Annotated in this window: 22 protein-coding genes; 4 read left to right on the top strand and 18 right to left on the bottom strand. The window is 65.8% G+C overall.

All coding sequences use genetic code 11. The features are described from left to right. Positions 1-16: 16 nt before the first annotated feature. The 5 genes from AC5RVY_RS12395 to AC5RVY_RS12375 form a co-directional block, all read right to left on the bottom strand. On the bottom strand, positions 17-2,905 hold the full coding sequence (locus tag AC5RVY_RS12395) for an FtsK/SpoIIIE family DNA translocase (protein ID WP_493954999.1): 2,889 nt from the start codon (positions 2,903-2,905) through the stop codon (positions 17-19). A gap of 178 nt (positions 2,906-3,083) precedes the next feature. Then, positions 3,084-4,775 carry a ribonuclease J gene (locus tag AC5RVY_RS12390; RefSeq protein WP_493954998.1) on the bottom strand — a complete coding sequence of 564 codons (1,692 nt, stop codon included), beginning with the start codon at positions 4,773-4,775 and terminating at the stop codon, positions 3,084-3,086. A gap of 40 nt (positions 4,776-4,815) precedes the next feature. After that, positions 4,816-5,724, bottom strand: a complete 909-nt coding sequence (gene dapA, locus AC5RVY_RS12385; RefSeq protein ID WP_493954997.1) for a 4-hydroxy-tetrahydrodipicolinate synthase — start codon at positions 5,722-5,724, stop codon at positions 4,816-4,818. Positions 5,725-5,859: 135 nt separating this feature from the next. After that, positions 5,860-6,621 carry a carbon-nitrogen hydrolase family protein gene (locus AC5RVY_RS12380; RefSeq protein ID WP_493954996.1) on the bottom strand — a complete coding sequence of 254 codons (762 nt, stop codon included), beginning with the start codon at positions 6,619-6,621 and terminating at the stop codon, positions 5,860-5,862. A 24-nt stretch (positions 6,622-6,645) separates the two neighbouring features. Continuing rightward, positions 6,646-6,990: a hypothetical protein gene (locus AC5RVY_RS12375; protein ID WP_493954995.1), complete on the bottom strand. Its 345-nt coding sequence runs from the start codon at positions 6,988-6,990 to the stop codon at positions 6,646-6,648. 84 nt (positions 6,991-7,074) lie between these two features. Here AC5RVY_RS12375 and AC5RVY_RS12370 point away from each other — a divergent pair, with 84 nt between their 5' ends. Continuing rightward, positions 7,075-8,310 (top strand): heparan-alpha-glucosaminide N-acetyltransferase domain-containing protein, encoded by a 1,236-nt coding sequence (locus tag AC5RVY_RS12370; protein ID WP_493954994.1) that lies wholly within the window; start codon positions 7,075-7,077, stop codon positions 8,308-8,310. A 23-nt stretch (positions 8,311-8,333) separates the two neighbouring features. Here the strand turns inward: AC5RVY_RS12370 and AC5RVY_RS12365 are convergent, their stop codons facing one another. From AC5RVY_RS12365 to AC5RVY_RS12335, 7 genes are all read right to left on the bottom strand, one after another. Continuing rightward, positions 8,334-8,813, bottom strand: coding sequence for a hypothetical protein (locus AC5RVY_RS12365; RefSeq protein WP_493954993.1), 480 nt, complete (start codon positions 8,811-8,813; stop codon positions 8,334-8,336). 2 nt (positions 8,814-8,815) lie between these two features. Beyond that, on the bottom strand, positions 8,816-9,586 hold the full coding sequence (dapB, locus tag AC5RVY_RS12360) for a 4-hydroxy-tetrahydrodipicolinate reductase (protein ID WP_493954992.1): 771 nt from the start codon (positions 9,584-9,586) through the stop codon (positions 8,816-8,818). 120 nt (positions 9,587-9,706) lie between these two features. Continuing rightward, on the bottom strand, positions 9,707-10,213 hold the full coding sequence (locus AC5RVY_RS12355; RefSeq protein ID WP_493954991.1) for a molybdenum cofactor biosynthesis protein MoaE: 507 nt from the start codon (positions 10,211-10,213) through the stop codon (positions 9,707-9,709). Continuing rightward, positions 10,203-10,751, bottom strand: coding sequence for a MogA/MoaB family molybdenum cofactor biosynthesis protein (locus tag AC5RVY_RS12350; protein ID WP_493954990.1), 549 nt, complete (start codon positions 10,749-10,751; stop codon positions 10,203-10,205). Before AC5RVY_RS12350 ends, AC5RVY_RS12355 begins: the two co-directional genes overlap by 11 nt. After that, entirely contained in the window at positions 10,748-11,242 is a 495-nt protein-coding gene (gene moaC, locus AC5RVY_RS12345) for a cyclic pyranopterin monophosphate synthase MoaC (protein ID WP_493954989.1), read from the bottom strand. The genes AC5RVY_RS12350 and moaC overlap by 4 nt, the downstream gene beginning before the upstream one ends. Then, a complete protein-coding gene (locus tag AC5RVY_RS12340; protein ID WP_493954988.1) occupies positions 11,230-12,516 on the bottom strand; it encodes a molybdopterin molybdotransferase MoeA in 1,287 nt (428 codons plus the stop codon). Before AC5RVY_RS12340 ends, moaC begins: the two co-directional genes overlap by 13 nt. A gap of 20 nt (positions 12,517-12,536) precedes the next feature. Next, positions 12,537-14,093, bottom strand: a complete 1,557-nt coding sequence (locus AC5RVY_RS12335; protein WP_493955062.1) for a molybdopterin-dependent oxidoreductase — start codon at positions 14,091-14,093, stop codon at positions 12,537-12,539. A 227-nt stretch (positions 14,094-14,320) separates the two neighbouring features. On the opposite strand from AC5RVY_RS12335, the gene moaA reads away from it, so the two are divergent. From moaA to AC5RVY_RS12320, 3 genes are all read left to right on the top strand, one after another. Further along, positions 14,321-15,442, top strand: coding sequence for a GTP 3',8-cyclase MoaA (gene moaA / locus AC5RVY_RS12330; RefSeq protein WP_493954987.1), 1,122 nt, complete (start codon positions 14,321-14,323; stop codon positions 15,440-15,442). A gap of 5 nt (positions 15,443-15,447) precedes the next feature. Beyond that, positions 15,448-15,714: a MoaD/ThiS family protein gene (locus AC5RVY_RS12325; RefSeq protein WP_493954986.1), complete on the top strand. Its 267-nt coding sequence runs from the start codon at positions 15,448-15,450 to the stop codon at positions 15,712-15,714. Between the two features lie 331 nt (positions 15,715-16,045). Next, complete coding sequence (locus AC5RVY_RS12320; protein ID WP_493955061.1) at positions 16,046-17,689, top strand: HNH endonuclease signature motif containing protein; 1,644 nt, start codon at positions 16,046-16,048, stop codon at positions 17,687-17,689. Positions 17,690-17,736: 47 nt separating this feature from the next. Here the strand turns inward: AC5RVY_RS12320 and AC5RVY_RS12315 are convergent, their stop codons facing one another. The 6 genes from AC5RVY_RS12315 to kynA all read right to left on the bottom strand — a co-directional run bounded on the left by AC5RVY_RS12315 (position 17,737) and on the right by kynA (position 24,884). Further along, positions 17,737-18,255, bottom strand: coding sequence for a DUF1579 family protein (locus tag AC5RVY_RS12315; RefSeq protein ID WP_493954985.1), 519 nt, complete (start codon positions 18,253-18,255; stop codon positions 17,737-17,739). A 99-nt stretch (positions 18,256-18,354) separates the two neighbouring features. Then, entirely contained in the window at positions 18,355-19,698 is a 1,344-nt protein-coding gene (locus AC5RVY_RS12310) for a M16 family metallopeptidase (RefSeq protein ID WP_493954984.1), read from the bottom strand. 111 nt (positions 19,699-19,809) lie between these two features. Further along, positions 19,810-22,071, bottom strand: coding sequence for a polyribonucleotide nucleotidyltransferase (locus AC5RVY_RS12305; RefSeq protein WP_493955060.1), 2,262 nt, complete (start codon positions 22,069-22,071; stop codon positions 19,810-19,812). Between the two features lie 240 nt (positions 22,072-22,311). Beyond that, complete coding sequence (rpsO, locus tag AC5RVY_RS12300; protein ID WP_013600532.1) at positions 22,312-22,581, bottom strand: 30S ribosomal protein S15; 270 nt, start codon at positions 22,579-22,581, stop codon at positions 22,312-22,314. 183 nt (positions 22,582-22,764) lie between these two features. Further along, a complete protein-coding gene (gene kynU / locus AC5RVY_RS12295; RefSeq protein WP_493954983.1) occupies positions 22,765-24,033 on the bottom strand; it encodes a kynureninase in 1,269 nt (422 codons plus the stop codon). Beyond that, positions 24,030-24,884: a tryptophan 2,3-dioxygenase gene (kynA, locus tag AC5RVY_RS12290; RefSeq protein WP_493954982.1), complete on the bottom strand. Its 855-nt coding sequence runs from the start codon at positions 24,882-24,884 to the stop codon at positions 24,030-24,032. The genes kynU and kynA overlap by 4 nt, the downstream gene beginning before the upstream one ends. Positions 24,885-24,901 lie beyond the last annotated feature (17 nt).

Genomic DNA, 24,901 nt, shown 5'->3' with positions numbered 1-24,901 from the left:
GGCTACAGTCTTCGGGCTAGCGCCCGGTCAGGGACCAGGCGTCTTCGGAGCCGTCCTCGTCGTCGTACCCGCCCGGCGGGGAGTCGGAGCCGTCGTAATATTCCACGTTCTGCTTCCGCTGGTCCAGGTCCGCCGCCACCAGGTCCTCGGCGTAACCGCCCTGGGCAATGTTCGCATTGGCGTTGTCGCTGAGCGCGGCAGTCTGCGCATCCGGCGCGGCCGGAGCCTCCTGGCCCTTCATGGCTGCGAGGACGGGGGCGAGGTCGTCCGGTTTCACCAGCACGTCGCGGGCCTTTGAACCTTCCGAGGGGCCCACCACGCCGCGTGATTCGAGCAGGTCCATAAGCCGTCCGGCTTTGGCGAAGCCAACGCGGAGCTTGCGCTGCAGCATGGACGTGGAACCGAACTGCGTGGTGACCACCAGTTCGGTGGCCTGCAGCAGCACCTCGAGGTCGTCCCCGATGTCGTCGTCGATCTGCTTCTTGGGCGCTTCGGCCGCGACGTCGTCGCGGTAGGTGGCCTGGAGCTGTCCCTTGACGTGCTCCACCACCTTGTGGATTTCAGACTCGGTGACCCAGGCGCCCTGGACACGCATGGCTTTGGAGGCGCCCATGGGCAGGAAGAGGGCATCGCCCTGGCCGATGAGTTTCTCGGCACCCGGCTGGTCCAGGACCACGCGGGAGTCCGTGACGGAGGACGTGGCAAAGGCCATCCTGGACGGAACGTTGGCCTTGATCAGGCCGGTCACCACGTCAACTGACGGCCGCTGGGTGGCCAGGACGAGGTGAATGCCGGCGGCGCGGGCCAGCTGGGTGATGCGGACGATCGAGTCTTCCACGTCGCGCGGGGCCACCATCATGAGGTCTGCAAGTTCGTCGACGATCACCAGCAGGTACGGGTAGGGGCGGATGACCCGCTTGGAGTCCACCGGCGGCTGGACTTTGCCGGCCCGTACGGCCTTGTTGAAGTCGTCGATGTGCTTGAACCCGTAATTGGCGAGGTCGTCATACCGGGCGTCCATCTCCCGGACCACCCATTGGAGTGCTTCGGCGGCCTTCTTGGGGTTGGTGATGATGGGCGTGATGAGGTGCGGGACGCCTTCGTAGGCGGTCAGTTCCACGCGTTTGGGGTCCACCATCACCATGCGCACCTCGTCCGGCGTGGCGCGCATGAGGATGGAGGTGATCATGGAGTTCACGAACGAGGACTTACCGGCACCGGTTGCGCCGGCCACCAGGAGGTGGGGCATCTTGGCCAGGTTGGCCACCACGTAGCCGCCCTCCACATCCTTGCCCACGCCCATCACCATGGGGTGGTCGGTGCGGCGGGCGTTCTGGCTGCGGAGCACGTCGCCCAGGGATACCGTCTCACGGTCCGTGTTCGGGATTTCGATGCCGATGGCGGACTTGCCCGGGATGGGGCTGAGGATGCGCACGTCGCTGGACGCAACGGCGTAGGAGATGTTCTTGGACAGGGCCGTGACCCGCTCCACCTTGGTTCCCGGAGCAAGTTCGATCTCGTACCGGGTGACGGTGGGGCCGCGGCTGAAGCCGGTGACGGTGGCATCGACATTGAACTGCTGCAGCGTATCGGTCAGGGCAGCGACGACGGCGTCATTGGCCTCCGTGCGTTCCTTCGGGATGGAGCCCGGGGTGAGGTAGTCCGAGGCTGGAAGGGTGTAGGTGACGTCGCCGGCGAGGGACAACTGCTCGGTGCGCTGCGGGATGGGAACGGGCGGCGGTGCCGGAGCCACCGGGTTGGAGGGCACCGTGGGTGCAGCTGCCGGTTTGGCGGCGGGAGCGGCCATACCCGGCGTGATCATCGGAATGGCTTCGGTCGCGTTGTCCGGTCCAGCCGCTGCGCCGCTGCCGAGGCCCTGGGCGGCCTTGATCTTTTCGACGGCGATCTCCGCTTGGGTGGGACGGCGGACGCCCGGGGCGGGACGGGGCGGCGCGGGTTCGTCGTCATCAATGACGGCGTGCTCGAACGCTTCGTCGCCCACGTAGCCTTCCAGGCCGCCGTCGCGCTCCTCATCCTTGCCAAAGAAGCGCCGCTTCTTCTTCTTGGGCGCCGCAGGCGGCGTCCGCTCAAGATAGCTGCGGTCGTGGCTGTCTCCGTCCTGGTCCTGCAGGTCGATCCCCATCAGGTGCTCGTAGGCGGCGCGCAGCCGTCGCGGGATGGCACCGAACGGCGTTGCGGTAATGATGAGCAAGGACACAAAAGCCAGCAGCCCGTAGAGCACCAGCGGCACGGCGGGATGGATCGCGGCCAGCGGGGAGGCGCCGAGGAAGCCCAGCATTCCGCCGGCCTGGCGCAGGCCGTCAAAACCCTGGGCAACGGTGGGCTGTCCGCCCAGGATGTGGGCCAAGCCGCAGCCGGCAAACGTCATGATGAGGAAGCCGATGCCCACCCTGTTGTTGCCCCGCCCGTCGGAGGGCTGGCGGAAGAGCCGGAAAGCGCAGACAAAGAGCATCAGCGGAAGCAGAAGTGACATCCAGCCGAAGGTTCCGTTCAGCACGCTGTAGACGGCGTCCGGGAACCAGCCGGTCAGGCCCCACCAGGCGAAAGTGGCGATAAAAATACCCAGGACGAGGTTGAACAGGGCTGCGCCGTCGCGCCGTTCGTCGGCCGGGAGGTCGCTGACGTCATGGCCGATGCGCCGTATTCCCCCGCCCACAAGGTGGCCGATTCCCAGCCATGCTCCGCCGGCCACTCGCAGCAACCAGGGCTGGTGCTGTTCGACGGCGGGAAGCTGGCGTGTGCGCGCAGTGCTGGATGAGCCGCCGGACCGCCCGGACCTGGCCGGGGACTTCGCTGCCGTGGTGCCGGAGCCGCGGCCCCCGGATTTGCTGCTGGGGCTGGCCTTGCTGGAACCATTGGGCGCGGAAGTAGTACGAGTGGCCATACCAGCCACGGTACCGGAACCACGCCCGTTTCCCGGGGATTTGGGGCCCGGCGGATCCCCCTCGTCATGGCCTGATCCCCCTCATTGAAGGGACCGTCCCGGACCGCTTAAGCAGCTCCGGCCCCTGCTCCTGCCTGGATGGCGGCGAGCGGGGGCCGGAAGCCGGCAGTGCCGGAGGTCAGGCCTCGAGCACCACGGGGATGATCATTGGCTTGCGGCGGAGCTTGCGGTTGACCCAGGTGCCCACCACCCTCCGGACCACCTGCTGGAGCTGGTGGCTGGTGTGGTCCGCGTGGTTCAGGACGGCTTCTTCCAGCGCTGCGTTGATCTTGGGGATGATGTCGTCGAAGACGGAGTCGTCCTCTGCCACGCCGCGGGCGTGGATTTCCGGCCCGGAGACAACCTTGCCGGTGGTCCGGTTGATGACGGTGATGATGGAGATGAAGCCCTCGTCGCCGAGTATGCGGCGGTCCTTGAGGTCGGCGTCGGTAATTTCGCCAACACTGGATCCGTCCACGTAGACGAAGCCCACTTCCACCTGGCCCACCACATCGGCGCGGTGGTCCTTCAGGTCGATCACGGTGCCGTTGTCGGCGAGGATCACGCTGGCCTCGGGGACCCCGGACTCGATGGCGATCTTGCCGTTGGCAATCAGGTGCCGGGTCTCGCCGTGCACGGGCATCGCGTTGAGGGGCTCGAGGATGTTGTAGCAGTACAGGAGCTCTCCGGCGGCGGCGTGGCCGGACACGTGGACCTTGGCGTTGCCCTTGTGGATGACATCCGCACCGAGCTTCAGCAGGCCGTTGATGATCCGGAAGACGGCGTTTTCGTTCCCGGGAATCAGGCTCGACGCCAGGATGACCGTGTCGCCGTCACCCACCACCACGCGGTGGTCGCCGTTGGCCATCCGGGACAGCGCGGCCATCGGCTCCCCCTGGGAACCGGTGGACATCAGGACTACGCGGTTGTCCGGCAGGTTGTCGATGTTCTTGATGTCCACGATCAGCCCCGGCGGAACGTCCAGGTAACCCAGCTTCTCCGCGATCGCCATGTTCCGGACCATGGACCGGCCGACGAAGGCCACCTTGCGGTTGTGCTTCGCGGCGGCGTCCAGGACCTGCTGGACCCGGTGGACGTGCGAGGAGAACGACGCGACAATAATGCGCTTGGTGGCTTGGCCGAAGAGCCGCTCCAGCGTGGGGCCGATCTCCTTCTCCGCGGTGGTGAAACCGGGGACGTCGGCGTTGGTGGAGTCCGACATAAAGAGGTCAACGCCCTCTTCGCCGAGCTTGGCGAAGTGCCGGAGGTCGGTGATGCGGCCGTCGAGGGGAAGCTGGTCCATCTTGAAGTCGCCCGTGTGCAGGACCGTGCCGCCTGCGGTGCGCAGGAAGACGGCCAGTGCATCGGGAATCGAGTGGTTGACGGCCACGAATTCGCATTCGAAGGGGCCGAACTTCTCTACCTGGCCTTCTTCCACGGTGAGCGTGTAGGGCCGGATCCGGTGTTCCTGCAGCTTCGCCTCGATCAGGGCAAGCGTCAGCTGTGAACCCACCAGCGGGATGTCGCTCCGCAGGCGCAGCAGGTACGGAACGGCGCCGATGTGGTCCTCGTGGCCGTGGGTAAGGACGACGGCCACGATGTCATCCAGCCGGTTCTCGATGTACGAGAAATCCGGAAGGATCAGGTCAACGCCGGGCTGGGTTTCCTCGGGGAAGAGGACGCCGCAGTCGACAATCAGCAGTTTGCCGTCGATTTCGAACACGGCCATGTTCCGGCCGATCTCCCCCAGTCCGCCGAGCGGGACGATCCGCAGCGTGCCGTTCGGCAGGCGGGGCGGGGTGACAAGGCCGGTCAGGGCGATTTGGGTCATATTGCACTACTTTCCAGGCGGAAGGGTGCCGGTCTCAACCTCAGGAAAAGACCAGCCCCGCTTCCGCCAAATCCCCGCGGATGGTTTCGATCTCGGCTTCGTCCGGCTCCACGAGGGGCAAACGGACAATCGAGTTGGGCAGGACTTCCTGCCATTTAAGAATCTGTTTGGCCGCAACGGCTCCCTGGACGCGGGTCATGGTGGCGCGTACTACCGGCTGGAGCTCGAAGTTGATCTTCCGTGCGGTGCCGAGGTCGTTCGCATTCACGGCGTCAATGAGTTCGCGGAAGCGGCGGGTGGCAACATGCGTGGTGACGCCGACAAGGCCGACGGCGCCCAGTGCCATCCAGGGCAGGGTCAGTCCGTCGTCGCCTGAGTAGAAGAGCAGGTCCGTCTCGGCCATGACACGGGTGGCGGCCACGAAGTCCGCCTTGGCGTCCTTGACTGCGACGATGTTGGGGTGCTGGGCCAGCCGGATCATGGTTTCCGGTTCGATGGCGATGGAGGAGCGGCCGGGAATGTCGTAGAGCATCACGGGCACGTCGGCGGCCGAGGCAATGGTCTCGAAGTGTGCGCGCAGGCCTGACTGGCTGGGCTTGTTGTAGTAGGGGGTCACCAGCAGGATGCCGTCGACGCCGAGGGCTGCGGCTTGCCGGGAGAGGTGCACGGAGTGCGCGGTGTCATTGGTTCCCGTGCCGGCGATGATGGCGGCGCGGCTTCCAACGGCTTCCTTGACGGCGCGGAACATGCCGAGGTTCTCTTCGTCGGTGAGGGTGGAGGTTTCGCCGGTGGTTCCGGTGACTACCAGGCCGTCGCAGCCATCGTCCACAAGTTTCGTGGCCAGTTCCGCCGCCTGGTTGTAGTCCACTGAGCCGTCCTTGCTGAACGGCGTAACCATGGCGGTCAGGAGGGTACCGAGGGCAGGGATATGCGCGGAAGTGTCAGCCATGGAAAAAACGTTACCCTGTCCACTGCTGGTTAGGACAATAGGACGGGCGTGATGAACGTCAAATAGGGGTTCGGCGGGGCGGCACCGGCGGTTCCTAACCCGATTTTCACTGTCGGAACTTTGCAGCCCCGGACTTTAGGCGGGCTTATGCTGCCGGAATCTCCCGAGCCGGCTGCGCTGCAGGACTGATGAAACAACTTCGGTGCCGGTACCAGCGGCCTGCCGCAGGGGAAAGCCGTCCGGCCCCCAGAATCCGCTCAGGCCGCACGATTCGCCCAGCGGGCTGCTGCCGCCGAGGTTGGCGAGCGCAGTGAACATCCGGTTGTCCATGGCCCGGGCACCCAGATGGAGGGCGAGGCGGTGTTCCTCGTCCTTGGTGTAGAGGGCGGACACACAGTAAAGATCGGCTCCGGCGGCAGCAGCATCTCCTGCGTGGGCAGGCACGGACGTATCCAGGCAGAGCGCCAGGGCGACATGCCAGCCGTCCACCCGGATGAGCGTTGGCCCCTCCCCCGGTGTGAAGAGTTCGTGCTCCGGCCCGTGCAGGTGCGTCTTGAAGGCCGTCTCGGTGCTGCCGTCCGGGTGAACGGCCTGTGATGCCAGCCGGGGTGTTCCGTCAGGCTCCCGTAAGGCGGCCCCCACGACTGCGGTGATTCCCGTCCTGCGGCAGATCTCATGGACATCGGCCAGGCGTTCGTCTTCCGGCACCAACCAGGACTCAGGGCTCCCGAGGAGATCCAACCGGTAGCCGGTCAGGGAGAGTTCCGGGAAGACCACCAGGCGGGCGCCATGGTCATCAGCGTCCTCGATAAGGCGCACGTGCTCCTCAGCGTTGGCCGGAATGCCTCCGTCCAGCGGCCGGTACTGGATGACAGAGACAGGAAGGGTGTCGGACACGCCTCCATCCTAGGCGTGCCAGGGCTACACAGGCCCGGGGTGGCAGTACCTGCCCACGGCTGCCTGCCGCAGCCCTTCTGCCCACGTGGCCAGCCGCTGGGCTGCCCGGACGTAATGGAACAGTTCCACGGGCGTCAGGGCGTCGATGTCCGTCTCGGCCAGCCGGCGGGCCAACTCGGCACCCTCTGGCTGGGCGGACAGGCTGATGCCCTCCTGTTCCCACTGGACGTCCTCAGGCGACTTTCCGGCCACCAGCTGACGGAACAGATAGTCAACCACCCCCGGGCTCATGGCCTTCAGTGGCCCGGCTTCGCGGGATTCCGCGGCCGACGCTCCGGATGGGGGGACTCCGAATGATGGCGTTTGCATGCGGTTCATAGTATTCGAACATATATTCGAATACAAGAGGGGCCAGGAGGACCCCGGCACAGGGAGGTGTGAGACGATCTGGGCATGACCTCCCGTAATGCCGCCGCTTCCGCCAGGACGTCTGCCGGCCGGTCCGCGCCGGCACGCCTGCATGGCATCGACGCGGCCCGCGGGCTGGCGCTGCTGGGCATGATGGCCACCCATCTGCTTCCAACGTTCGAGCCGAACGCGAACCTCACACCCACATGGGTCGGCCTGACTTTTTCAGGCCGGGCCGCTGCTTTGTTCGCGGTCCTGGCGGGGGTGGGCCTTGCCCTGTCCACCGGAAAGCACAAGCCACTGCAGGGTCCTGAGCTGTCCGGCGCCCGGCGCGGCGTGGCCCTGCGTGCCCTGGTGATTGCCGCCGTCGGGCTCACCCTTGGCGGCCTGGAAGTGAACCTGGCCATCATCCTGGTCCACTACGCAGTGTTGTTCCTGTGTGTCCTGCCCTTCCTGGGCCTGGGGCTGAAGGCACTCTGCGCCTGGGCGGCCGGCTGGATCCTGCTCTCTCCGGTGCTGGCCTATCTGCTTCGTCCTTGGCTGCTGGCCGCGGAACCGCCGCTCAAACTGGGGCACAACCCGTCCTGGGAGGACCTTTCCACGCCCGGCCGGCTCCTGGCGGACGTCTTCTTTACCGGCTACTACCCCATCTTCCAGTGGCTGTCCTATCTCTTGGTGGGGCTCGTCGTCGGCCGCCTGATGCTGAACAAGGCGCTCGTGCCGTGGGTGCTTTTGGCGGGCGGCACTCTCGTAGCAGTGCTGACCAAGGCGCTGGGCACCGAGGCGATGGAGGACTGGGGCGGCCGCGAGGCACTGGAAAAGGTCCTGAACTCCCCCGGTTACCCACTGAAAAGTGTCCTGCAGGTCAACCTGACCGGCATCCCGCAAGAGGGGTCCTGGTGGTGGCTGGCGTCCGCCGCACCCCACTCTGCCACCACCCTGGACCTGCTGCACACGTCCGCCGTGGCCGCGGCGGTCATCGGGGCGTTCCTGCTGCTGGGCAGGCTGGCCGACTGGGTGGCCCTGGACCTGCTGCTGCCCCTGCGCGGCGCCGGCGCCATGACCTTAACCCTGTATTCCGTCCATGTCTGGGTGGTTTCAGCGTTCTACCTGAAGCCCCTGCCGGCCGGCTGGACAGAGGAGGCCATGTATTTCGCGCAGGCTGCATCCGCAGTAACCGTCGGCATGGTGTTTGTGCTGCTCAAGTGGCGCGGACCGCTCGAATGGCTGGGCCACGCAGCAAACCAGGCGGGGCGGGGCAATGCCAAAGCGGTCCGTTAGCAGTGGCTTCCGCCGGATAACCGCTAGGCGGCGGCGTTGCCCCGGAAGAGCTTGACGGCATCACGCATGGAGGCACGGGCCCGCTTGCGGTCGCCGGCGGCGTCATAGGCGCAGCTCAGCCGGAACCAGGAACGCCAGTCCCCGGGGGCTGCTTCGGCCTCAACGCGGTACTTCTCGAATTCGGCGTCTGCTGCCGACCGGACGATCCGGCCGGCGGGCGTCCTGGGCAGTTCGTCCACGGGAAGGCCGCCTTCGGCTTCCAGGACTTTGGCCATCTGCTCGGTGCGGGCACCAAACATCAGCTCGCGGATCAGTGCCCAGGCCCCGATCACGGGCAACACCAGGTAGGCGGCCCCAATGGCCACCGCAGCGGGGTTACTGTCCGTCAGCAGCAGGAAGGAGCGCTGGAAGGACACCACCAGGTAAAAGACCAGGAGCAGAGTGACCGCGCCAACCCAGATCTTGGTCCGGTTTTTGCGGAAACCGGCAACCAGCCCAGCCACGGCTACAGCCCCAGGTCCAGGTAGCCGTCCAGACCAACCGTGAGTCCGGGGTGGGCGGCCACATTGCGCAGACCAAGGAGCACACCGGGCATAAAGGAGGCACGGTCGAAGGAGTCGTGGCGCAGGGTCAACTGCTCTCCGGCGCTGCCGAGGAGGACTTCCTGGTGGGCCACCAGCCCGCGGAGCCGCACGCTGTGGACCCGAACGCCGTCCACTTCGCAGCCCCGGGCACCGGGGCGTTCACTGGTGGTGGCATCGGGGCTCGGCGGCACCTGGGCGGCCGCGCGTTCGGCCGCGATGAGCTCTGCAGTGCGGACAGCGGTACCGGACGGCGCGTCCACTTTGTCCGGGTGGTGCAGTTCGATGATCTCTACCGACTCAAAGTACTTGGCTGCCTTCGCCGCGAAAGCAGAGGCAAGGACCGAGCCAAGGGCGAAGTTCGGCGCAATCAGCACGCCCGTTTCCGGATGCCGTGCCAGCAGGTCCTCCAATGCAGACAACTTGCCGGCGTCCCAGCCGGTGGTGCCAACAACGGCGTGGAGGCCGTGTTCGACGGCGAAGCGGACGTTCGCTTCGGTGCTTTCCGGCACCGTCAGGTCCACGACAAAGCGGGCACCTGCTGCGGTGACCTGGTCCAGGGAGTCGCCGCGGCCCAGTGCTGCGACGAGCTTCAGGTCCGGTGCGGCTTCGATGGCTTTTACGGCTTCGGCGCCCATGCGTCCGTTCGCGCCCAGCACGGCGACGGGCATGGGCGCGGAGAGTTGTTCGGTCATGCCGTTAAGCCTACCGGCGGGCCCGGGCCGTACAGGAACCCGGACGTGTGCGTTACCTCGCAGGAAGCCCGGGAAACCTCCGCATACGCGGGAGTTTTGGGTTGGGCCAGCCCGGCAGGATCAGCCGCCCGCGCCCACCCATTCCACCGTTCCGTCAGTGAAGAACTGTTCCTTCCAAATGGGAACCTGTTCCTTGATCCGGTCCACCAGCTCGGAGCAGACCGCAAAGGCCTGGCCTCGGTGGGCCGCTGACACGGCACATACCAGCGCAGGGTCGCCAATCTCCAGCAACCCGATCCGGTGCGCCGCCCAGATCTTCACTGGCTGCACGGATGCGCCTTCGGTGCCGCTGCCCCCGGACACCTGTCCGGCAGCCTGCTGCCCCGCGGCCTGCTGTTCAGCGACCAGCTGCGCCACGACGTCGGCCATCACCTGGTGTGCCGTGGGGTGGGCACTGTAGCTGAGCCGCGTGACTGGCTTGCCGCCGTCGTGATTGCGCACCACGCCGCTGAAGCTGACCACCGCACCCGCGGTGTCGCTCTCCACCGCCGCGATGGCCTGGTCAACGGAGATGGGTTCCGCGCTCAGGACGGCGTTAACCACCTCGAATGATGTTTCAGTGCCCATGTCCGCCTTCCAGCTGGTCGCAGAGGTGCCCGATCAAGGGATCCAGGACGGTGAGTCCGTCCATAACGCCCTTGGGTGATCCGGGCAGGTTGATGATGAAGGTGTTGCGCACAGCCCCGGCGTAACCGCGGCTGAGGGCTGCGAGGGGTGTTTTGGCGGCGCCGGCGCGGCGCACCGCTTCCATGATGCCCGGAATCTCGCGGTCCAGGAGCGGCAGCGTGACGTCGGGCGTGCGGTCGTCCGGGCTGAGGCCCGTCCCGCCGCTGGTAATCACGACGGCGGGATGCTGGGTCAGGAGGGCCCGGATGGCTGCGCCCACGGGCTCGCCGTCCGGCACCACCATTGCCGGGAACACATCAAAGCCGTGCTCGATCAGCCAGTCGGTGATCACCGGGCCGGTTTCGTCGTCGTAGATGCCTGCGGCGGCCCGCGTGGAGGCAATAACGACGCCGGCCTTCCGGCCCTGCACATCGCCGTGGCGGTGCGGCTCGGGAGCGTTGAGGGTACTGGGGGTGCCGGATGCGTTGGGGGTGCTCACAGTGTCCAGTCCCCGCTCTTGCCGCCGCTCTTGGCCAGTACCTTGATGCCGTCCAGGACGGCGTGCTTGTCCACGGCCTTGATCATGTCGTAGACGCTGAGCGCTGCGATGGATACGGCCGTGAGGGCTTCCATCTCCACGCCGGTAACCCCACGGGTCTTGACGGTGGCGAGGATCGAAACGGATTCCGGGGCGAGTTCAAAGTCAACGGTGACCTTGGACAGCGGAAGCGGATGGCAAAGCGGAATCAGTTCCGGCGTTTTTTTGGCGGCCATGATTCCGGCCACGCGTGCCACAGCGAGGGCGTCCCCCTTGGGCAGTCCGCCGGAACCAAGCAGGCCCATGACTTCTGGGGTGGTGTGGACCGTGGCGGTGGCGGTGGCCTCGCGGGTGGTTTCGGCTTTGGCGGACACGTCCACCATCTGGGCGCTGCCGTCCTGGCGCAGGTGCGTCAGGGCAGCGGGAGGTTGTTCTGCATTCACAGCATCCATACTTCCACCTCCGACCCTGCGGCGAGTGCGGCCACTCCAACGGGAACGTGGACCAGCACGTTGGAGCCTGCGAGCGCATGCATCAGGTGTGAGCTTTCGCCGCCCTGCAGCTCCACCGTTCCGTCGGGCTGCAGGGTGCCGCGGCGGACCTGGTGCTTGTGTCCGGGAGAGGTGAGCGGCTGGCTGAGCCGGGCGCGGAGGGGCAGGCGGGGCGCGGGAGAGCCGAGCAGGCTTGCCAGCACCGGGCGCAGGAACATTTCATAGGACACCAGGCAGCTGACCGGATTACCCGGGAATCCCAGGAACGGGCGCCCCTGGAAGGTCCCGATCCCCTGAGGGCCGCCCGGCTGCATCGCCACGTGCAGGAATTCCACCGGCTGGTCTTCCATGGCCTGCCGGACCACCTCGTAGGCTCCCTTGCTGACACCTCCGGTGGTGACGATGAGGTCCACGCTGTCCTGTTCGGCACCAAGCAATTCGCGAAGCTTTTCCGGATTGTCAGTGACAATGCCCGCCCGGCGGACGTCCAGTCCCGCCTGTTTCATCGCAGCTTCCAGCAGGGTGCCGTTCGAATCGTAAATTTTGCCGGCAGGAAGGTCCTGGCCGGGTTCCACCACTTCGTCGCCCGTGGTGACCAGCAGGACTCTCACTGCTTGATGGACCACAACGTCCGGAATGCCCAGCGCCGCGAGCAGTCCCAGCTGGGCCGGACCCAGGAAGGTGCCGGCTGCCAGTGCGGTCTCACCGGCGCGCACGTCGCTGCCTGCTTCGCGCACGTAGGTGCCGGCCGCTGTGGAGGGCAGCCGGACCATGGCTTGTTCCATGTGCGGCAGGAAGCTGTCCGGGACTGCCCGCTCGATGGGGACGACGGCGTCAGCCCCGTCCGGGAGCATGGCTCCGGTCATGATGGGAGCAGCCATGCCCGGCTTCAGCGCGTCGGGACTGGCGCCGGCGGGAACGGGAGGCATAACGCGCAGGTCTCCGCCGCCGTCGGGCAGGTCCCCTGACCGGACGGCGTAGCCGTCCATCTGCGAGTTGGCGAAGGGCGGAAGGCTGATGGGGGCGGTGACGTCGCTGGCGAGTCCCCGGCCAAGCGCCTCCCGCAAAGGCAACACTTCAGTCCGGCTGGGTGACCGCAATCCCTGCAGCAGTTCGGCGACGGCGGCCGCATGCTCAGCCACGGACCGAGCCTGGTGCTTGTGTTGCTTTGCCTCGTGCAGTGCTTTGTGGGACGTCCCAGACAATGACGCTCCATGCGGTTGCGGGCTGGTCATGGTTCCGCCTTCGGTAGCCATCAGGGTTGCACGTCCACTCTAATCGTGTGGTAGCCGGTGGCTCCGTCCGGGGCGGACGGCCTCCTCTGCTCGTCCTGCACCTCACCTGCCAGGTTCGTGGCCCGGACCTGGACCTCGTACTGGCCTTTGGTCAGCTCCACGGCCAGCTTCCACTGATACCAGGTGTCCAGCGAGATGCCCTCAGCCAGCTCGGCCGCCTGCCAGGGACCCCGGTTCATACGGAGCTCCACTTTTCCGATGCCAGTATGCTGCGCCCAGGCCACCCCGCCAAATATGACCGTCCCGGCCTTCACGGGACGGCCGTCACGCGGTACGTCTATCCGCGAGGACGTTTTGATCGGTCCGCGCTCAGACCAGCCGCGCGGAGTCCAGTAACCAACGTCGTCCGCAAACCGGGTGACCTTCAGCCCGGTGACCCATTTGGTGGCCGATACGTATCCGTAAAGCCCTGGCACCACCAGGCGGACGGGGAAGCCGTGCTCCAGGGGCAGTGGCTCACCGTTCATGCCCACGGCAAGCAGTGCATCGCGGCTGTCGGTGAGGACCTCGAGCGGCGTACCCGCCGTCCAGCCGTCGGTGCTGCGTGAGAGCACCATGTCCGCGCCCGACTGGAGCCCTGCCAGTGCCAACAGCTCGCGAACCGGCCAGCCCAGCCAGCGCGCATTGCCGATGAGGTCCCCGCCCACCTCGTTGGAAACGCAGGCAATAGTCACGTGGCGTTCCACCAGGGGTTTGGACAGGAGCTCGGCATACGTCAACTCAACCTCCCGGTCCACCATTCCGGTGATTTTCAGGGAACAGGTGTCCGGGTTAAGGGCTGGAACCGAAAGCGCAGTATCGATGCGGTAGAAGTCGCTATTGGGGGTGACGAGCGGTTGCATACCCTCAACACCTGCCTCCGCCCCTGAAGGTATCGGTGCCGCTCCGGACGCCGGTACAGGCAACGCCACGCGGCTCCGTGCTTCGCTGACGCCCACAGTGGCGCCACGCCATACCGCCGCCAGGGCCCCGCCGACGATAGTGAAAGCGGCCCCGCCGCCCAAAGCCTGGAGGAAGCGGCGGCGGGCCGGGGCGGCGTCGGCCGCCGGGCCGCCATCGCTTCCCGCTGGGGGCAGCGGGCCCCATTTCTGCAGCCTCCGGATCAAAAGCCTGAGAAGTGCGGCGGCCACAGCGGCCGTGAGGACGGGCAGAGCAACGGCATTGAAAGTGGCTTGGGCCCGGGTGAGGACGGCGACCAGTCCCACCAGCCCGAAGACGGCAATAACAGCGACGCCGGCAAAGCGGCGGCGGTCCTCCAAGACTCCCGCCAACGCAGCCAGTGCCGCAATGACCAGGGCCATGCCCACCAGCAGCGCAGCCTTGTCGGCCGTCCCGAACAACGCAACCGCCCAGTCCTTCACGCCCGGAGGAACCGCGTCGATGACGGCCCCGCCCACAGCGGTCACCGGCGACAATGCCGGGCTAAAGACACCGGCCAAAAACTCCCCGAGCACCACGCCAACGCCAACCGCAACCGCGCCCGCTGCGGCCGCCCATCGCCCCCGCTTCCCCGGCACTGACCGCCGGGGCTCTGGATCCGCTGACCGTTGCGGCTGCGAAACCGGCGGTTGCTCCGGAAGATCCGTCCCGCCGTCGTGCGCTGCATGCTGTGGCTGGGAGCTGTTCACACCTACAGCATAGGTTCGCCGGACGTACGCGGCGCCGCTCCGGACCCGGAATCTGCAGCCGCCGCCCATGACGTCCCGGATGTGATGCAGAGCCCATTGTGGCGTAGCCTGAATTCATGAGTGTCCAGCTAGGCATGCCGCAGGCGCGCGACGAAGCAGCCGCAGCGCTTCCCTCTGTTCCGGCTGCCCGCCCGGGTGATGCTCCGGCCGGCCTGGCCGACCGCTACGGACGCCGCGCCACGGACATGAGGCTTTCCCTGACGGACAAATGCAACCTTCGCTGCACCTACTGCATGCCCGCCGAGGGCCTGGAGTGGCTCGCCAAGCAGGCGGTGATGTCGGCCGAAGAAATCGTCCGGATTGTGCGTATAGGCGTCGACCAGCTGGGTGTGCGCGAACTGCGGCTTACCGGCGGAGAGCCGCTGGTACGCCATGACCTCGTGGATATCATTGCCTCGCTCCGCGGGAATCACCCCGACCTGCCCATCTCCATGACCACCAACGGCGTTGGCCTGGCAAAAAAGGCTGCCTCCTTGAAAGCTGCCGGACTGACGCGGATCAATGTGTCCCTGGACTCGCTGCATGCGGAAACGTTCACCAAGCTGACCCGCCGGCCGTTCCTGGACCAGGTGCTGGCCGGAGTGGACGCAGCCTGGGCGGCAGGTCTTGGGCCGGTCAAGCTCAACGCGGTACTGATGCGTGGCATCAACGACGCCGAGGCGCCGTCCCTGCTGTCCTGGGCCCTGGGCCGCGGGTACGAGCTGCGGTTCATTGAGCAGATGCCGCTGGACGCGGACCACGGCTGGACGCGCCGGAACATGATTACGGCGGCCGAGATCCGGCAGCTGCTCTCGGCGGACTTCGTCCTGAGCCCTGATCCCCGCGCCCGTGATGGCGCCCCGGCGGAACGTTTTGAAGTACGACGGCGGGAGGCTGGGTCTGTTTCGGGCCCGTTGCTGGGAACCGTAGGCATTATCGCCTCCGTGACCGAGCCGTTCTGCTCAGACTGCCGCAGGACCCGGATCACTGCGGAAGGCAAGATCATGAGCTGCCTGTTCTCGCGCGAAGAGTTCGACTTGCTGGGCCTGCTGCGTTCGGGCGCCAGCGACGAAGCCCTGGCCCAGCGCTGGCAGGACGCCATGTGGATCAAGCCCAAAGCCCACGGAATGGACCACGTGGGACTTGACGCTCCGGACTTCGTCCAGCCGGACCGCAGCATGAGCGCCATCGGGGGCTGACACTTGTGAATGTACGTTACTTCGCTGCCGCACGCGCTGCGGCAGGTGTGGAGGAAGAGACCTTCCACCTGGCTCCGGGAGCCACTGTTGCTGACCTGCTGGAGGCCGTACTTTCTGTGCAGCGCCCGTCGCCGCCTGCCGGCACTCCCCCGTTGCCCCGCATCTTGTCCCGGAGCAGTTTCCTGCTCAACGAGGTGGCCGTGCGGGACCAGTCCATCGTTGTGAAGGCTGACGACGTCGTGGACGTGCTGCCTCCCTTCGCCGGGGGCTAAGAGTACTTTCCGCGAAGTGGTTGGCCGGGGCCGGAATGTCAGTGCCTCGACGGATGATGCTGCTATGGGAAACGGCATGGGAAGCTCGGACATCAACGCCGACGCGCTGCTTCCCGCCGCGCCAGCTACAGCGGTCCGCCCATCAGCCGACGCCGCCCGGAACGTCAGTGCCTCACTGGATGATATCCGTATGAACACGGGCGCACGAGGCGAGGAAATAGGCGCGGCAGCGCTGTGCCCTGACCAAGCACCTGCGCCTGCTCTGCCGGTCGGGATGGTGGCAACGGATGATGCCCCTCGGAATGTCAGTGCCTCGATGGATGATGTTGCTATGGGAAACGGCACGGGCACGGCAGCAGCGATTGAAGGCATTCACGCCTCCGTTGCCCGGCTTGATGCGCTGTTCCTCGAAGATGCTCGGCTGGAAGCTGACACTGCAGCCGGCGCCGGTGCCGGTGGTAGTCGCGATGCTGGTGTGGATGTGCTGCAGCGCCGGTATGAGATCCGGCTGGAGCGGATGTCGGTAGTGTCTCGGTTTGAGGCCCAGCTGGCCGCGGTCAAGGCCCGGGACGCCGCCGAGGCGATCGAAATTCAGCATGCGATGACCTCACCGGACGCGCCCGTCCATGAACGGACCTACGCCGAGATGTCCGCGGTCGAGGAAATCGCCGGGGTCCTGACCATCAGCTCCGCCGCCCCCGGAGCACTCGTCAGCCAATCCCGACAACTCACCGCCCTCCCCCAAGCTTTCGACGCGTTATCCACTGGCGCCATCTCCTGGATGCACGCCCGGATCATCGCCGACGAAACAGACAACCTCGACCCCACCGGGGCAGCCGCCCTCGTCGCCCATGTCCTGAACCCGAACCCGGCCCGCGGAGCCGCCGCCGGCGAACTGATACCGTCACGCTTCCGGTCCCGAGTCCGTAGCTGGCGCGAACGCCACCACCCCGAATCCCTCGAAAAACGCCACACCAAAAGCGCCGCGGACCGGCGGATGGAATGCACCCCGGACCGCGACGGCATGGCCTGGGTATCGCTCTACCTCCCCGCGGACCGAGTCTCAGCCATCTGGAACCGCACCACCACCCTCGCCGGCGGCCTCCAAGTCCCCGACGAACCGCGCACCCTCACCCAACTAAAAGCCGACATCGCCGCCAGCCTCCTGCTCCGCGCCCCCGCTGCAACCGGCACCGCCGACCACGAACCCGCCAGCGGCAATAGATACCCGGAGGTCGGCAAAGTCCCGGCACCCAAGGTCGACGTGCTCGTCACCGTCCCGGTCCTCGCACTGCTCGGCGCCACCGACGAACCCGCCACCCTCGACGGTTTTGGCCCGATCCCGGCCTCCATGGCCCGCAAACTCGTCGCCGACGGTGCCACCTCGTTCTACCGGGTCCTGGTCGATCCCCGCGACGGGGCGCCACTGGAAATCGGCCGCACCAACTACCGCCTCACCACAGCCATGAAAAAAGCCCTGCAGCTTCGGGACGGAAAATGCACCTTCCCCGGCTGCAACAACCCATCCCCGGACAACGACACAGACCACCTCACCGCGTGGCAGCACGGCGGAACCACCGGCATCAGCAACCTGGCCCAACTCTGCCCCAAGCACCACCGCCTCAAACACAACAGCCGCTGGGAACCCACCCCAGCAACCCAAAACGAACCACCCGGCTGGACCTCACCCACCGGCCGCCACTACAAACCCGAACACCCCGACCAGGAACCACCACAATGGCCACCCGGACTCCTGACGCCGGCACAGAATCCACGCACAACCGAAGCACCCGGATTCCTGGACATCCCCGACGTTAACGCGCCCTTTGAAGAGCCAGTCGATGGCAACCTTGAAGATCCCCACGACTTCTCGCCGGACGACCCCATCTGGGACGACTTCTACGCCATGCCCCCGAAACTGCCGAAAGACCCGCTCAAAGAGTGGGAGCGGGAGTGGAACATGGTGAAGTCCTGAAGCCGCCTGAAGTGTGAAGCACTGACGTCCAATGACGCCTGAAAGCGTCAGATCCGCTGGAACGAGGAGGTCATGAACGGAACATAGGTCGAGCCAGTCCCGTTCGCCGCGCCGGGCTCGTCCTGGCTTCCGTTGTCCCCTGCCGCCTTAGCACCCCGGGTACGAAGCTCCGTTACATGCGTCAGTGCGTCACCGTGCACACTCACGGTATGACGGGTCCATCCGGCGGTGCCGTGGCGTTCCACCCTGAGGGCGCCGTCATGCCAAGTGCAGCGTGCGGGGGCGCCGGGGGCCGGGCTTAAGTTGTCTACGTAATACCAGAAGACGTCCTGGTGATCCGGATCGAGAGTGAAAATTCCGTGGCCTTCGAAATGTGTCCCGTCCGGTTCCAGATGACGATAACTTTGCACCACGGCAGACCCGCTGGCCACCGGGGTGTAGGTCACCTCGGCGTCCACTGTCCGTTCGGGCCCCCAGGGACCGGCAGCTAACCGGGTGGTGCCCCGCCAGCGGCCCAGGAAAGCAGCCAGAGCCCGTGGCGCGCCGCCGGGCGGAGTGCGTTCCACTGTCCTTCACCTCCCGAACCAAGTCCTGCCGTGTCGAGCAAAGTCTTGCCGTGTCGGGCAAAGTCCTGCCGTGTCGAGCTGCGTCACGCCGTCTACCAATTAGAGCCCGAAGGTCTCAGTTTCCTCGAAGGGCCCCACGACCGTCACCGTCCGCGGTGCCGCCGCCAGTTCCGCGGCAAGGTCCTGGACCTGCTCAGCCGTCACAGCCTTGATGAGCCGCAGCGTTTCGTCGATGTCCTGGTACTCACCGGAGACGAGTTCGGCGCGGCCCAGCCGTGACATCCGCGAACCGGTATCCTCCAGGGCCAGCACGATGCCGCCCCCAAGCTGGCCCACTGCCTTGCGGAGCTCGTCGTCGGAAATTCCGTGCTCGGCGAGCTTCTCCAGCTCAATGGACAGCAGGTCCAGCACCTGGCGCACCTTCGAGGGCGTACACCCGGCGTACATGCCGAAATACCCGGCGTCCGCATAGGAGGACGCGAAGGAGTACGTGGAGTACACGAGGCCGCGCTTCTCGCGGATCTCCTGGAACAGCCGCGAGGACATGCCTCCGCCCAGGACCGCGTTAAGGACGCTCATGACATACCGGCGCTCGTCGGTGGCAACGATGGTGGGGCAGCCCATGATGATGTTTGCCTGCTCCACTGCACGCTTGACCACGTGGAGGCCGGCGGTTCCGGTGATCAGGGCACGGTCGGTGGAACGCCGGTCCACGGGCGCTGCATCAGCCTTTAGCGACCACCCGGCGGACTCGAGCGCGTCCACCACCAGGTTGCAGACGACGTCGTGCTCCAGCCCGCCGGCTGCCGTGATCACCAGTTCGTCCGGGCGGTAGTACCGCTGGTAGTGCTCCCACACGGAGTCACGCGCCACAGCCTTGATGGCGTCCGGGGTGCCGCCGATGGGGCGGCCCAGCGGGTGGCTGCCCAGGACGGCTGCCACAAAGTGCTCGTGGGCGACGTCCGTGGGGTCATCGCTGTCCATGGCGATTTCCTCAAGGATGACGTCCCGTTCCTGCTCCATCTCCGCCGGATCCAGGACGGCTCCGGTGATCATGTCCGCAATAACGTCGATGGCCATGGGCAGGTCCGAATCGAGGACCCGCGCGAAATAGCAGGTGCTTTCCTTGGCCGTGGCCGCGTTCGACTCGCCGCCTACTTCGTCGAAGGCGGAGGCGATCTCCAGTGCCGTACGGCGCTTGGTTCCCTTGAACAGGAGATGCTCCAGGAAGTGGGTAGAGCCGTGCTGTCCCGGGGCCTCGTCCCGAGAACCCACACCAACCCAAAAGCCGATGGTCGCAGACCGCTGCCCCGGCATGGCCTCTGTCAGGACCCGTACTCCCCCGGGCAGCACCGAACGCCGGACCTCGGAGCCGCCGTCGGAACCGTGGACCAGGGTGTCGCCGCGGTGATTCTGCTCGAGCGGCAGGGGTACAACAGTCATTGAGGCCTTTCAAAAAGGGGCAGCCGGGATCTGGCTGCCATCGTAACAGCGGCGGGGCCGGTGGATCATCCACCGGCCCCGCCGATTCATGCTTGTGTGCCGGAAAACCGCTTACTCGGAGTCAGCGCCCTCGGCAGCCACTGAGGCGTGAACGCGCTCGGTCTCGCCAGCGCCTTCCTCTTCAGCCACTACGGGGGAAAGGGACAGCTTTCCGCGGTCGTCGATCTTGGTGATTTCCACCTGGATCTTCTGGCCCACGGAAACAACGTCATCAACGTTGTCCACCCGCTTGCCGCCGGCGATCTTGCGCAGCTCAGAGATGTGCAGGAGACCGTCCTTGCCCGGGGTCAGCGACACGAAGGCACCGAAGGTGGTGGTCTTGACGACTGTACCCAGGTAACGTTCGCCGATTTCCGGGACCTGCGGGTTCGCGATGGCGTTGATGGCGGAGCGTGCTGCGTCTGCAGACGGGCCGTCGGTGGCGCCAATGTAGACCGTGCCGTCGTCCTCGATGGAGATGTCGGCGCCGGTGTCTTCCTGGATCTGGTTGATCATCTTGCCCTTGGGGCCAATGACCTCACCGATCTTATCCACGGGGATCTTCACGGCGATGACACGCGGTGCGAACTCGGAGAGCTCGTCCGGGGTGTCGATGGCCGAGTTGATGACCTCGAGTATGTGCAGGCGGGCCTCGCGGGCCTGCTTCAGTGCTGCTGCCAGGACCGAGGCGGGGATACCGTCGAGCTTGGTGTCCAGCTGGATGGCCGTGACGAACTCGGACGTACCGGCAACCTTGAAGTCCATGTCGCCGAAGGCGTCTTCGGCGCCGAGGATGTCAGTCAGCGCTGCGTAGCGGGTCTGGCCGTCCACCTGGTCAGAGACCAGGCCCATGGCGATACCGGCGACGGCCGCCTTCAGGGGCACACCGGCGTTCAGCATCGAGAGGGTGGAGGCGCAAACAGAACCCATCGACGTCGAACCGTTGGAGCTGAGAGCCTCAGACACCTGGCGGATGGCGTACGGGAACTCCTCGCGGGACGGCAGCACGGGCACAAGTGCGCGTTCGGCCAGGGCACCGTGGCCGATTTCGCGGCGCTTGGGCGAACCCACGCGGCCGGTTTCACCGGTGGAGTACGGCGGGAAGTTGTAATTGTGCATGTAGCGCTTGCGCGTCACCGGAGACAGCGAGTCGATCTGCTGTTCCATCTTCAGCATGTTCAGGGTGGTGACGCCCATGATCTGGGTCTCACCGCGCTCGAAGATGGCCGAACCGTGGACGCGGGGCAGAACCTCAACCTCGGCGGTGAGCTGGCGGATGTCCGTCAGGCCACGGCCGTCAATGCGGACCTGGTCCTTGAGGATGCGCTGGCGCACAACCTGCTTGGTGACCGAGCGGAATGCTGCGGACAGCTCCTTCTCGCGGCCTTCGAACTGGCTGGCCAGGGAAGCGGTCACTTCGTCCTTCAGGGCATCTGAAGCGTTGTCGCGCTCCGTCTTGTCCGCGATCTGGAAGATTGCAGCCAGCTTCTCAGCGGCAGCAGCCTCAACAGCGGCGTAGACATCGTCCTCGTAGTCGAGGAAGACAGGGAACTCGACCGTGGGCTTGGCGGCGCGGGCAGCCAGGTCCGCCTGGGCGTCGCACAGAGCCTTGATGAACGGCTTGGCAGCCTCGAGGCCCTCGGAGACAACCTCTTCGGTGGGGGCGGTGGCGCCCTGTTCCTTGATGAGGTTCCAGGAGTTGTCGGTGGCTTCAGCTTCGACCATCATGATGGCGACGTCGTCACCGGCGATGCGGCCAGCCACCACCATGTTGAAGACCGAGTTTTCCAGCTGGGAGTGCTTGGGGAAAGCAACCCACTGTGAACCGTTTTCGTCAGCGACCAGGGCAACGCGGACGCCACCGATGGGGCCGGAGAACGGCAGGCCGGAAAGCTGCGTGGACATGGAGGAGGCGTTGATGGCCACCACGTCGTAGAGCTCGTCAGGGTTGATGGCCAGGACGGTCACCACGATCTGGACTTCGTTACGCAGGCCCTTGATGAAGGCCGGGCGCAGCGGGCGGTCCATCAGGCGGCAGGCCAGGATGGCTTCGGTGGACGGGCGTCCTTCGCGGCGGAAGAACGAGCCTGGGATGCGGCCGGCAGCGTACATACGCTCTTCGACGTCGACCGTCAGCGGGAAGAAGTCGAAGCCTTCACGCGGGTGCTTGCCGGCAGTGGTGGCGGACAGCAGTGCGGTGTCATCGTCGATGTACACCATGGCAGCGCCGGCTGCCTGCTTGGCAAGCCGGCCGGTTTCGAAGCGGATTACGCGCTTGCCAAAACGGCCATTGTCAATGACTGCTTCCGAGAACTGGATTTCGGGACCCTCCAAGAGAGTCACCTCCGTTTCTGTTATACGGAAGTCCAGCCGCATCAACCCAGGCCAGCATCTGTCTACTGGCCCTTGCACCCGGTCATCGATCGAGACCCACGGGCCGTGGCTTCAATCAACGAAGCCGTTCCCGGGGATCACTACCGAGGACCGCGAATGCGTGATGCGGTTGATCCTCCTGTTTAATTTTTCATTTGAAGAAGGCGGCCCGTTCCGTGGAAAGGGCCGCCCCAGGCCCGACTAGCGGCGCAGGCCGAGACGCTCGATGAGCGAACGGTAGCGGGCGATGTCGGTCTTCTTAAGGTAGCTCAGCATGCGCTTGCGGCGACCAACCATGGCCAGCAGACCGCGCTGGGTGTGGTAGTCGTGCTTGTGCTCCTTCATGTGCTCAGTCAGATCCTTGATCCGCTGGGTCAGGACTGCAACCTGGACCTCCGGTGAACCGGTGTCGCCTTCTCCGGTTGCATATTCCTTGATGATGGACTGCTTTACAGCGGCGTCAAGTGCCACAATAACTCCTAGGGATGTGCCGTGAGGGCCCAGGTCAGAAAATCACTGCCGGGTCTGCCGGCGCAACACATCAGGGAAGCCCCCGCGTACGGCGCACAACAGGAACCAGCCGCCACGGACTGCAGCCGGATCCATCGTTCAGTTTACCGGCCGCGTCCCAATCTTGTCGAAACAGTGCAGAACTTAGCCTTTCAGCCGGTCCCGGATAGCTGACATCCCGTGCAGGACCTCCTGGAAGCTGGTGCTCAGCGGGGAGAGTCCCACCCGGATGCCATGCGGCGCCCGGAAGTCGGGGATCACGTCCTCATCCCAGAGCCCCGCCACCGTCTCCTTGGCAAAAGCGGGGTGGTCCAGCGTGATGTGGCCGCCGCGCTCCCCCTGCTCCCGGGGCGTGGAAAGCTCCACCCCCAGAGGCGCCAGCAAGGCGTCGTAGATCTCGATGGCGAAGGTGGTCAGCTGCACCGACTTTTCCCGGATGGCGGCCATGGTGGCCTCCTCGATGAGGTCCAGCGTGCCGCGCATGGCGAGCATCCCGAAAATTGCCGGTGTCCCGCTGAGGAATCCGCGGATGCCGGTGGCGGGCTCATACCCGGCGGCCATTTCGAAAGCGTCCTTGCGGCCCATCCATCCCCAAATGGGCTGGTTGATCGAGCCGAGGTGCCGCCGGTTGACGTAAGCGAACGCCGGTGATCCCGGCCCGCCGTTGAGGTACTTGTAGGTGCAGCCGGCAGCAAAGTCCACGCCCGCACTGTCCAGGTCCAGCTCCACCGACCCCGCGGAATGGCACAGGTCCCACACAACGAGGGCACCGGCGTCGTGCACTGCTTCGGTGATCGCCGGCAGGTCCGCCAGGTGGCCCGAACGGTAGGCGATGTGGCTCAGGAGTACGACGGCGGTCCGCGGCCCCGTCACTTGGCGCACCTGGTCAGCGGTCACCCCGCCGGCAGGGTCGGTTTCGATCCAGCGAAGCGTTAGTCCCTCCTCGAGGGCGATGCCCTCCACCAGGTAGCGGTCCGTCGGGAAGTTCCAAGTGTCCAGGACCAGCTCGTTCCGGTCCGGGTCTGCCACGGCGGCGAGGGCTGCCCGGATCAGTTTGTAGAGGACCACGGTGGTGGAATCGGCAACAATGGTCTGCCCGGGCGCCGCGCCGAGGACCGCGCGCCCCAGTTGGTCGCCGATGGCCTGCGGCAGCTCCAGCCATTCCTCGTCCCAGCCCCGGATCAGTCGGCCTCCCCATTCGTCGCGGATAAAGGCGCTGATGTCCTCAGGGGTCCTCTTCAGCGGACGGCCCAGCGAGTTCCCGTCCAGGTAGGACAGCGGCGTCCCCGTCCCGATGAAGAGGTCCCGGTAGCGGGCCAGCGGGTCCTGGCTGTCCAGCTCGGCCGCGCGCTGCTGCAAAAATGCTTCAGGCTCCTCCGTGCTTCGTGCAGTGGGCTGCTGCTGGATGCTCATTGGCCGATCTCCGTCCTGACTGCGAATAGTTCCGGGAAAAACGTCAGTTCCAGGGCCTTCTGCAGGAACGCGGCGCCGCTGGATCCGCCGGTTCCCGTTTTCATGCCGATGGTCCGCTGCACCGTCCGCAGGTGCCGGAACCGCCAGAGCTGGAAGTTGTCCTCCAGGTCCACCAGCTCCTCGCACGCCTCATAGGCTGCCCAGTTACCGGCGGCATTTTCGTAGATGTGCTTGAACAGCGGGACGAGTTCAGGCGTGAATTCATGGGCTTGGGTGACGTCCCGTTCCAGCACGGATGCCGGCACTTCGAAGCCCTGGCGGGCAAGGTAGGCCAGGAATTCGTCATAGATGCTGGGCGCGTGAAGCAGCTGTTCCAGCATGGCGTGGGCTTCGGGATCGGAGTCGAAGACGGACAGCATTTTGCCGTTCTTGTTGCCGAGGATGAACTCCACGGCGCGGTACTGGCTCGATTGGAATCCAGAGGAATTGCCCAGGAAACCGCGGAACTGCGAATATTCGGTGGGCGTCAGGGTTGCCAGCACCGACCACTGTTCGGTGAGAGTCTTCTGGATGTGCTTGACCCGCGCGATGCCTTTGAGCGCCGAACCCAGGTCGTCATCCCGGAGCCAGGCCGCCGTGCTGCGCAGCTCGTGCAGCACCAGCTTGAGCCACAGCTCGGTGGTCTGGTGCTGGATGATGAACAGCATCTCGTCGTGGTGTTCCGGCTGGCTGACCGGGTGCTGCGCGCTGAGCAGCGTTGGCAGTTGCAGGTAGGAGGCGTAGCTCATCCGTGAGCTGAAGTCGCGGACAATACCTTCGTCCAGTTTCCTGGTGTTCTTTTCAACGGACACGGTATTGCCTTTCGCTG

This window comes from Arthrobacter sp. Ha26 (assembly GCF_059091705.1).
This window is presented reverse-complemented; position numbering and strand designations above follow the sequence as displayed.

Bases quoted from the DNA above. Each gene is read 5' to 3' on its own strand.
- AC5RVY_RS12340 (WP_493954988.1), bottom strand. From the start codon at position 12,516: ATGACCAGCCCGCAACCGCATGGAGCGTCATTGTCTGGGACGTCCCAC.
- moaA (WP_493954987.1), top strand. From the start codon at position 14,321: ATGAGTGTCCAGCTAGGCATGCCGCAGGCGCGCGACGAAGCAGCCGCA.
- moaC (WP_493954989.1), bottom strand. From the start codon at position 11,242: ATGGATGCTGTGAATGCAGAACAACCTCCCGCTGCCCTGACGCACCTG.
- kynU (WP_493954983.1), bottom strand. From the start codon at position 24,033: ATGAGCATCCAGCAGCAGCCCACTGCACGAAGCACGGAGGAGCCTGAA.
- AC5RVY_RS12355 (WP_493954991.1), bottom strand. From the start codon at position 10,213: ATGGGCACTGAAACATCATTCGAGGTGGTTAACGCCGTCCTGAGCGCG.
- dapA (WP_493954997.1), bottom strand. From the start codon at position 5,724: ATGGCTGACACTTCCGCGCATATCCCTGCCCTCGGTACCCTCCTGACC.
- AC5RVY_RS12310 (WP_493954984.1), bottom strand. From the start codon at position 19,698: ATGACTGTTGTACCCCTGCCGCTCGAGCAGAATCACCGCGGCGACACC.
- AC5RVY_RS12370 (WP_493954994.1), top strand. From the start codon at position 7,075: ATGACCTCCCGTAATGCCGCCGCTTCCGCCAGGACGTCTGCCGGCCGG.
- dapB (WP_493954992.1), bottom strand. From the start codon at position 9,586: ATGACCGAACAACTCTCCGCGCCCATGCCCGTCGCCGTGCTGGGCGCG.
- AC5RVY_RS12375 (WP_493954995.1), bottom strand. From the start codon at position 6,990: ATGCAAACGCCATCATTCGGAGTCCCCCCATCCGGAGCGTCGGCCGCG.
- AC5RVY_RS12390 (WP_493954998.1), bottom strand. From the start codon at position 4,775: ATGACCCAAATCGCCCTGACCGGCCTTGTCACCCCGCCCCGCCTGCCG.
- AC5RVY_RS12320 (WP_493955061.1), top strand. From the start codon at position 16,046: ATGGGAAACGGCACGGGCACGGCAGCAGCGATTGAAGGCATTCACGCC.
- AC5RVY_RS12395 (WP_493954999.1), bottom strand. From the start codon at position 2,905: ATGGCCACTCGTACTACTTCCGCGCCCAATGGTTCCAGCAAGGCCAGC.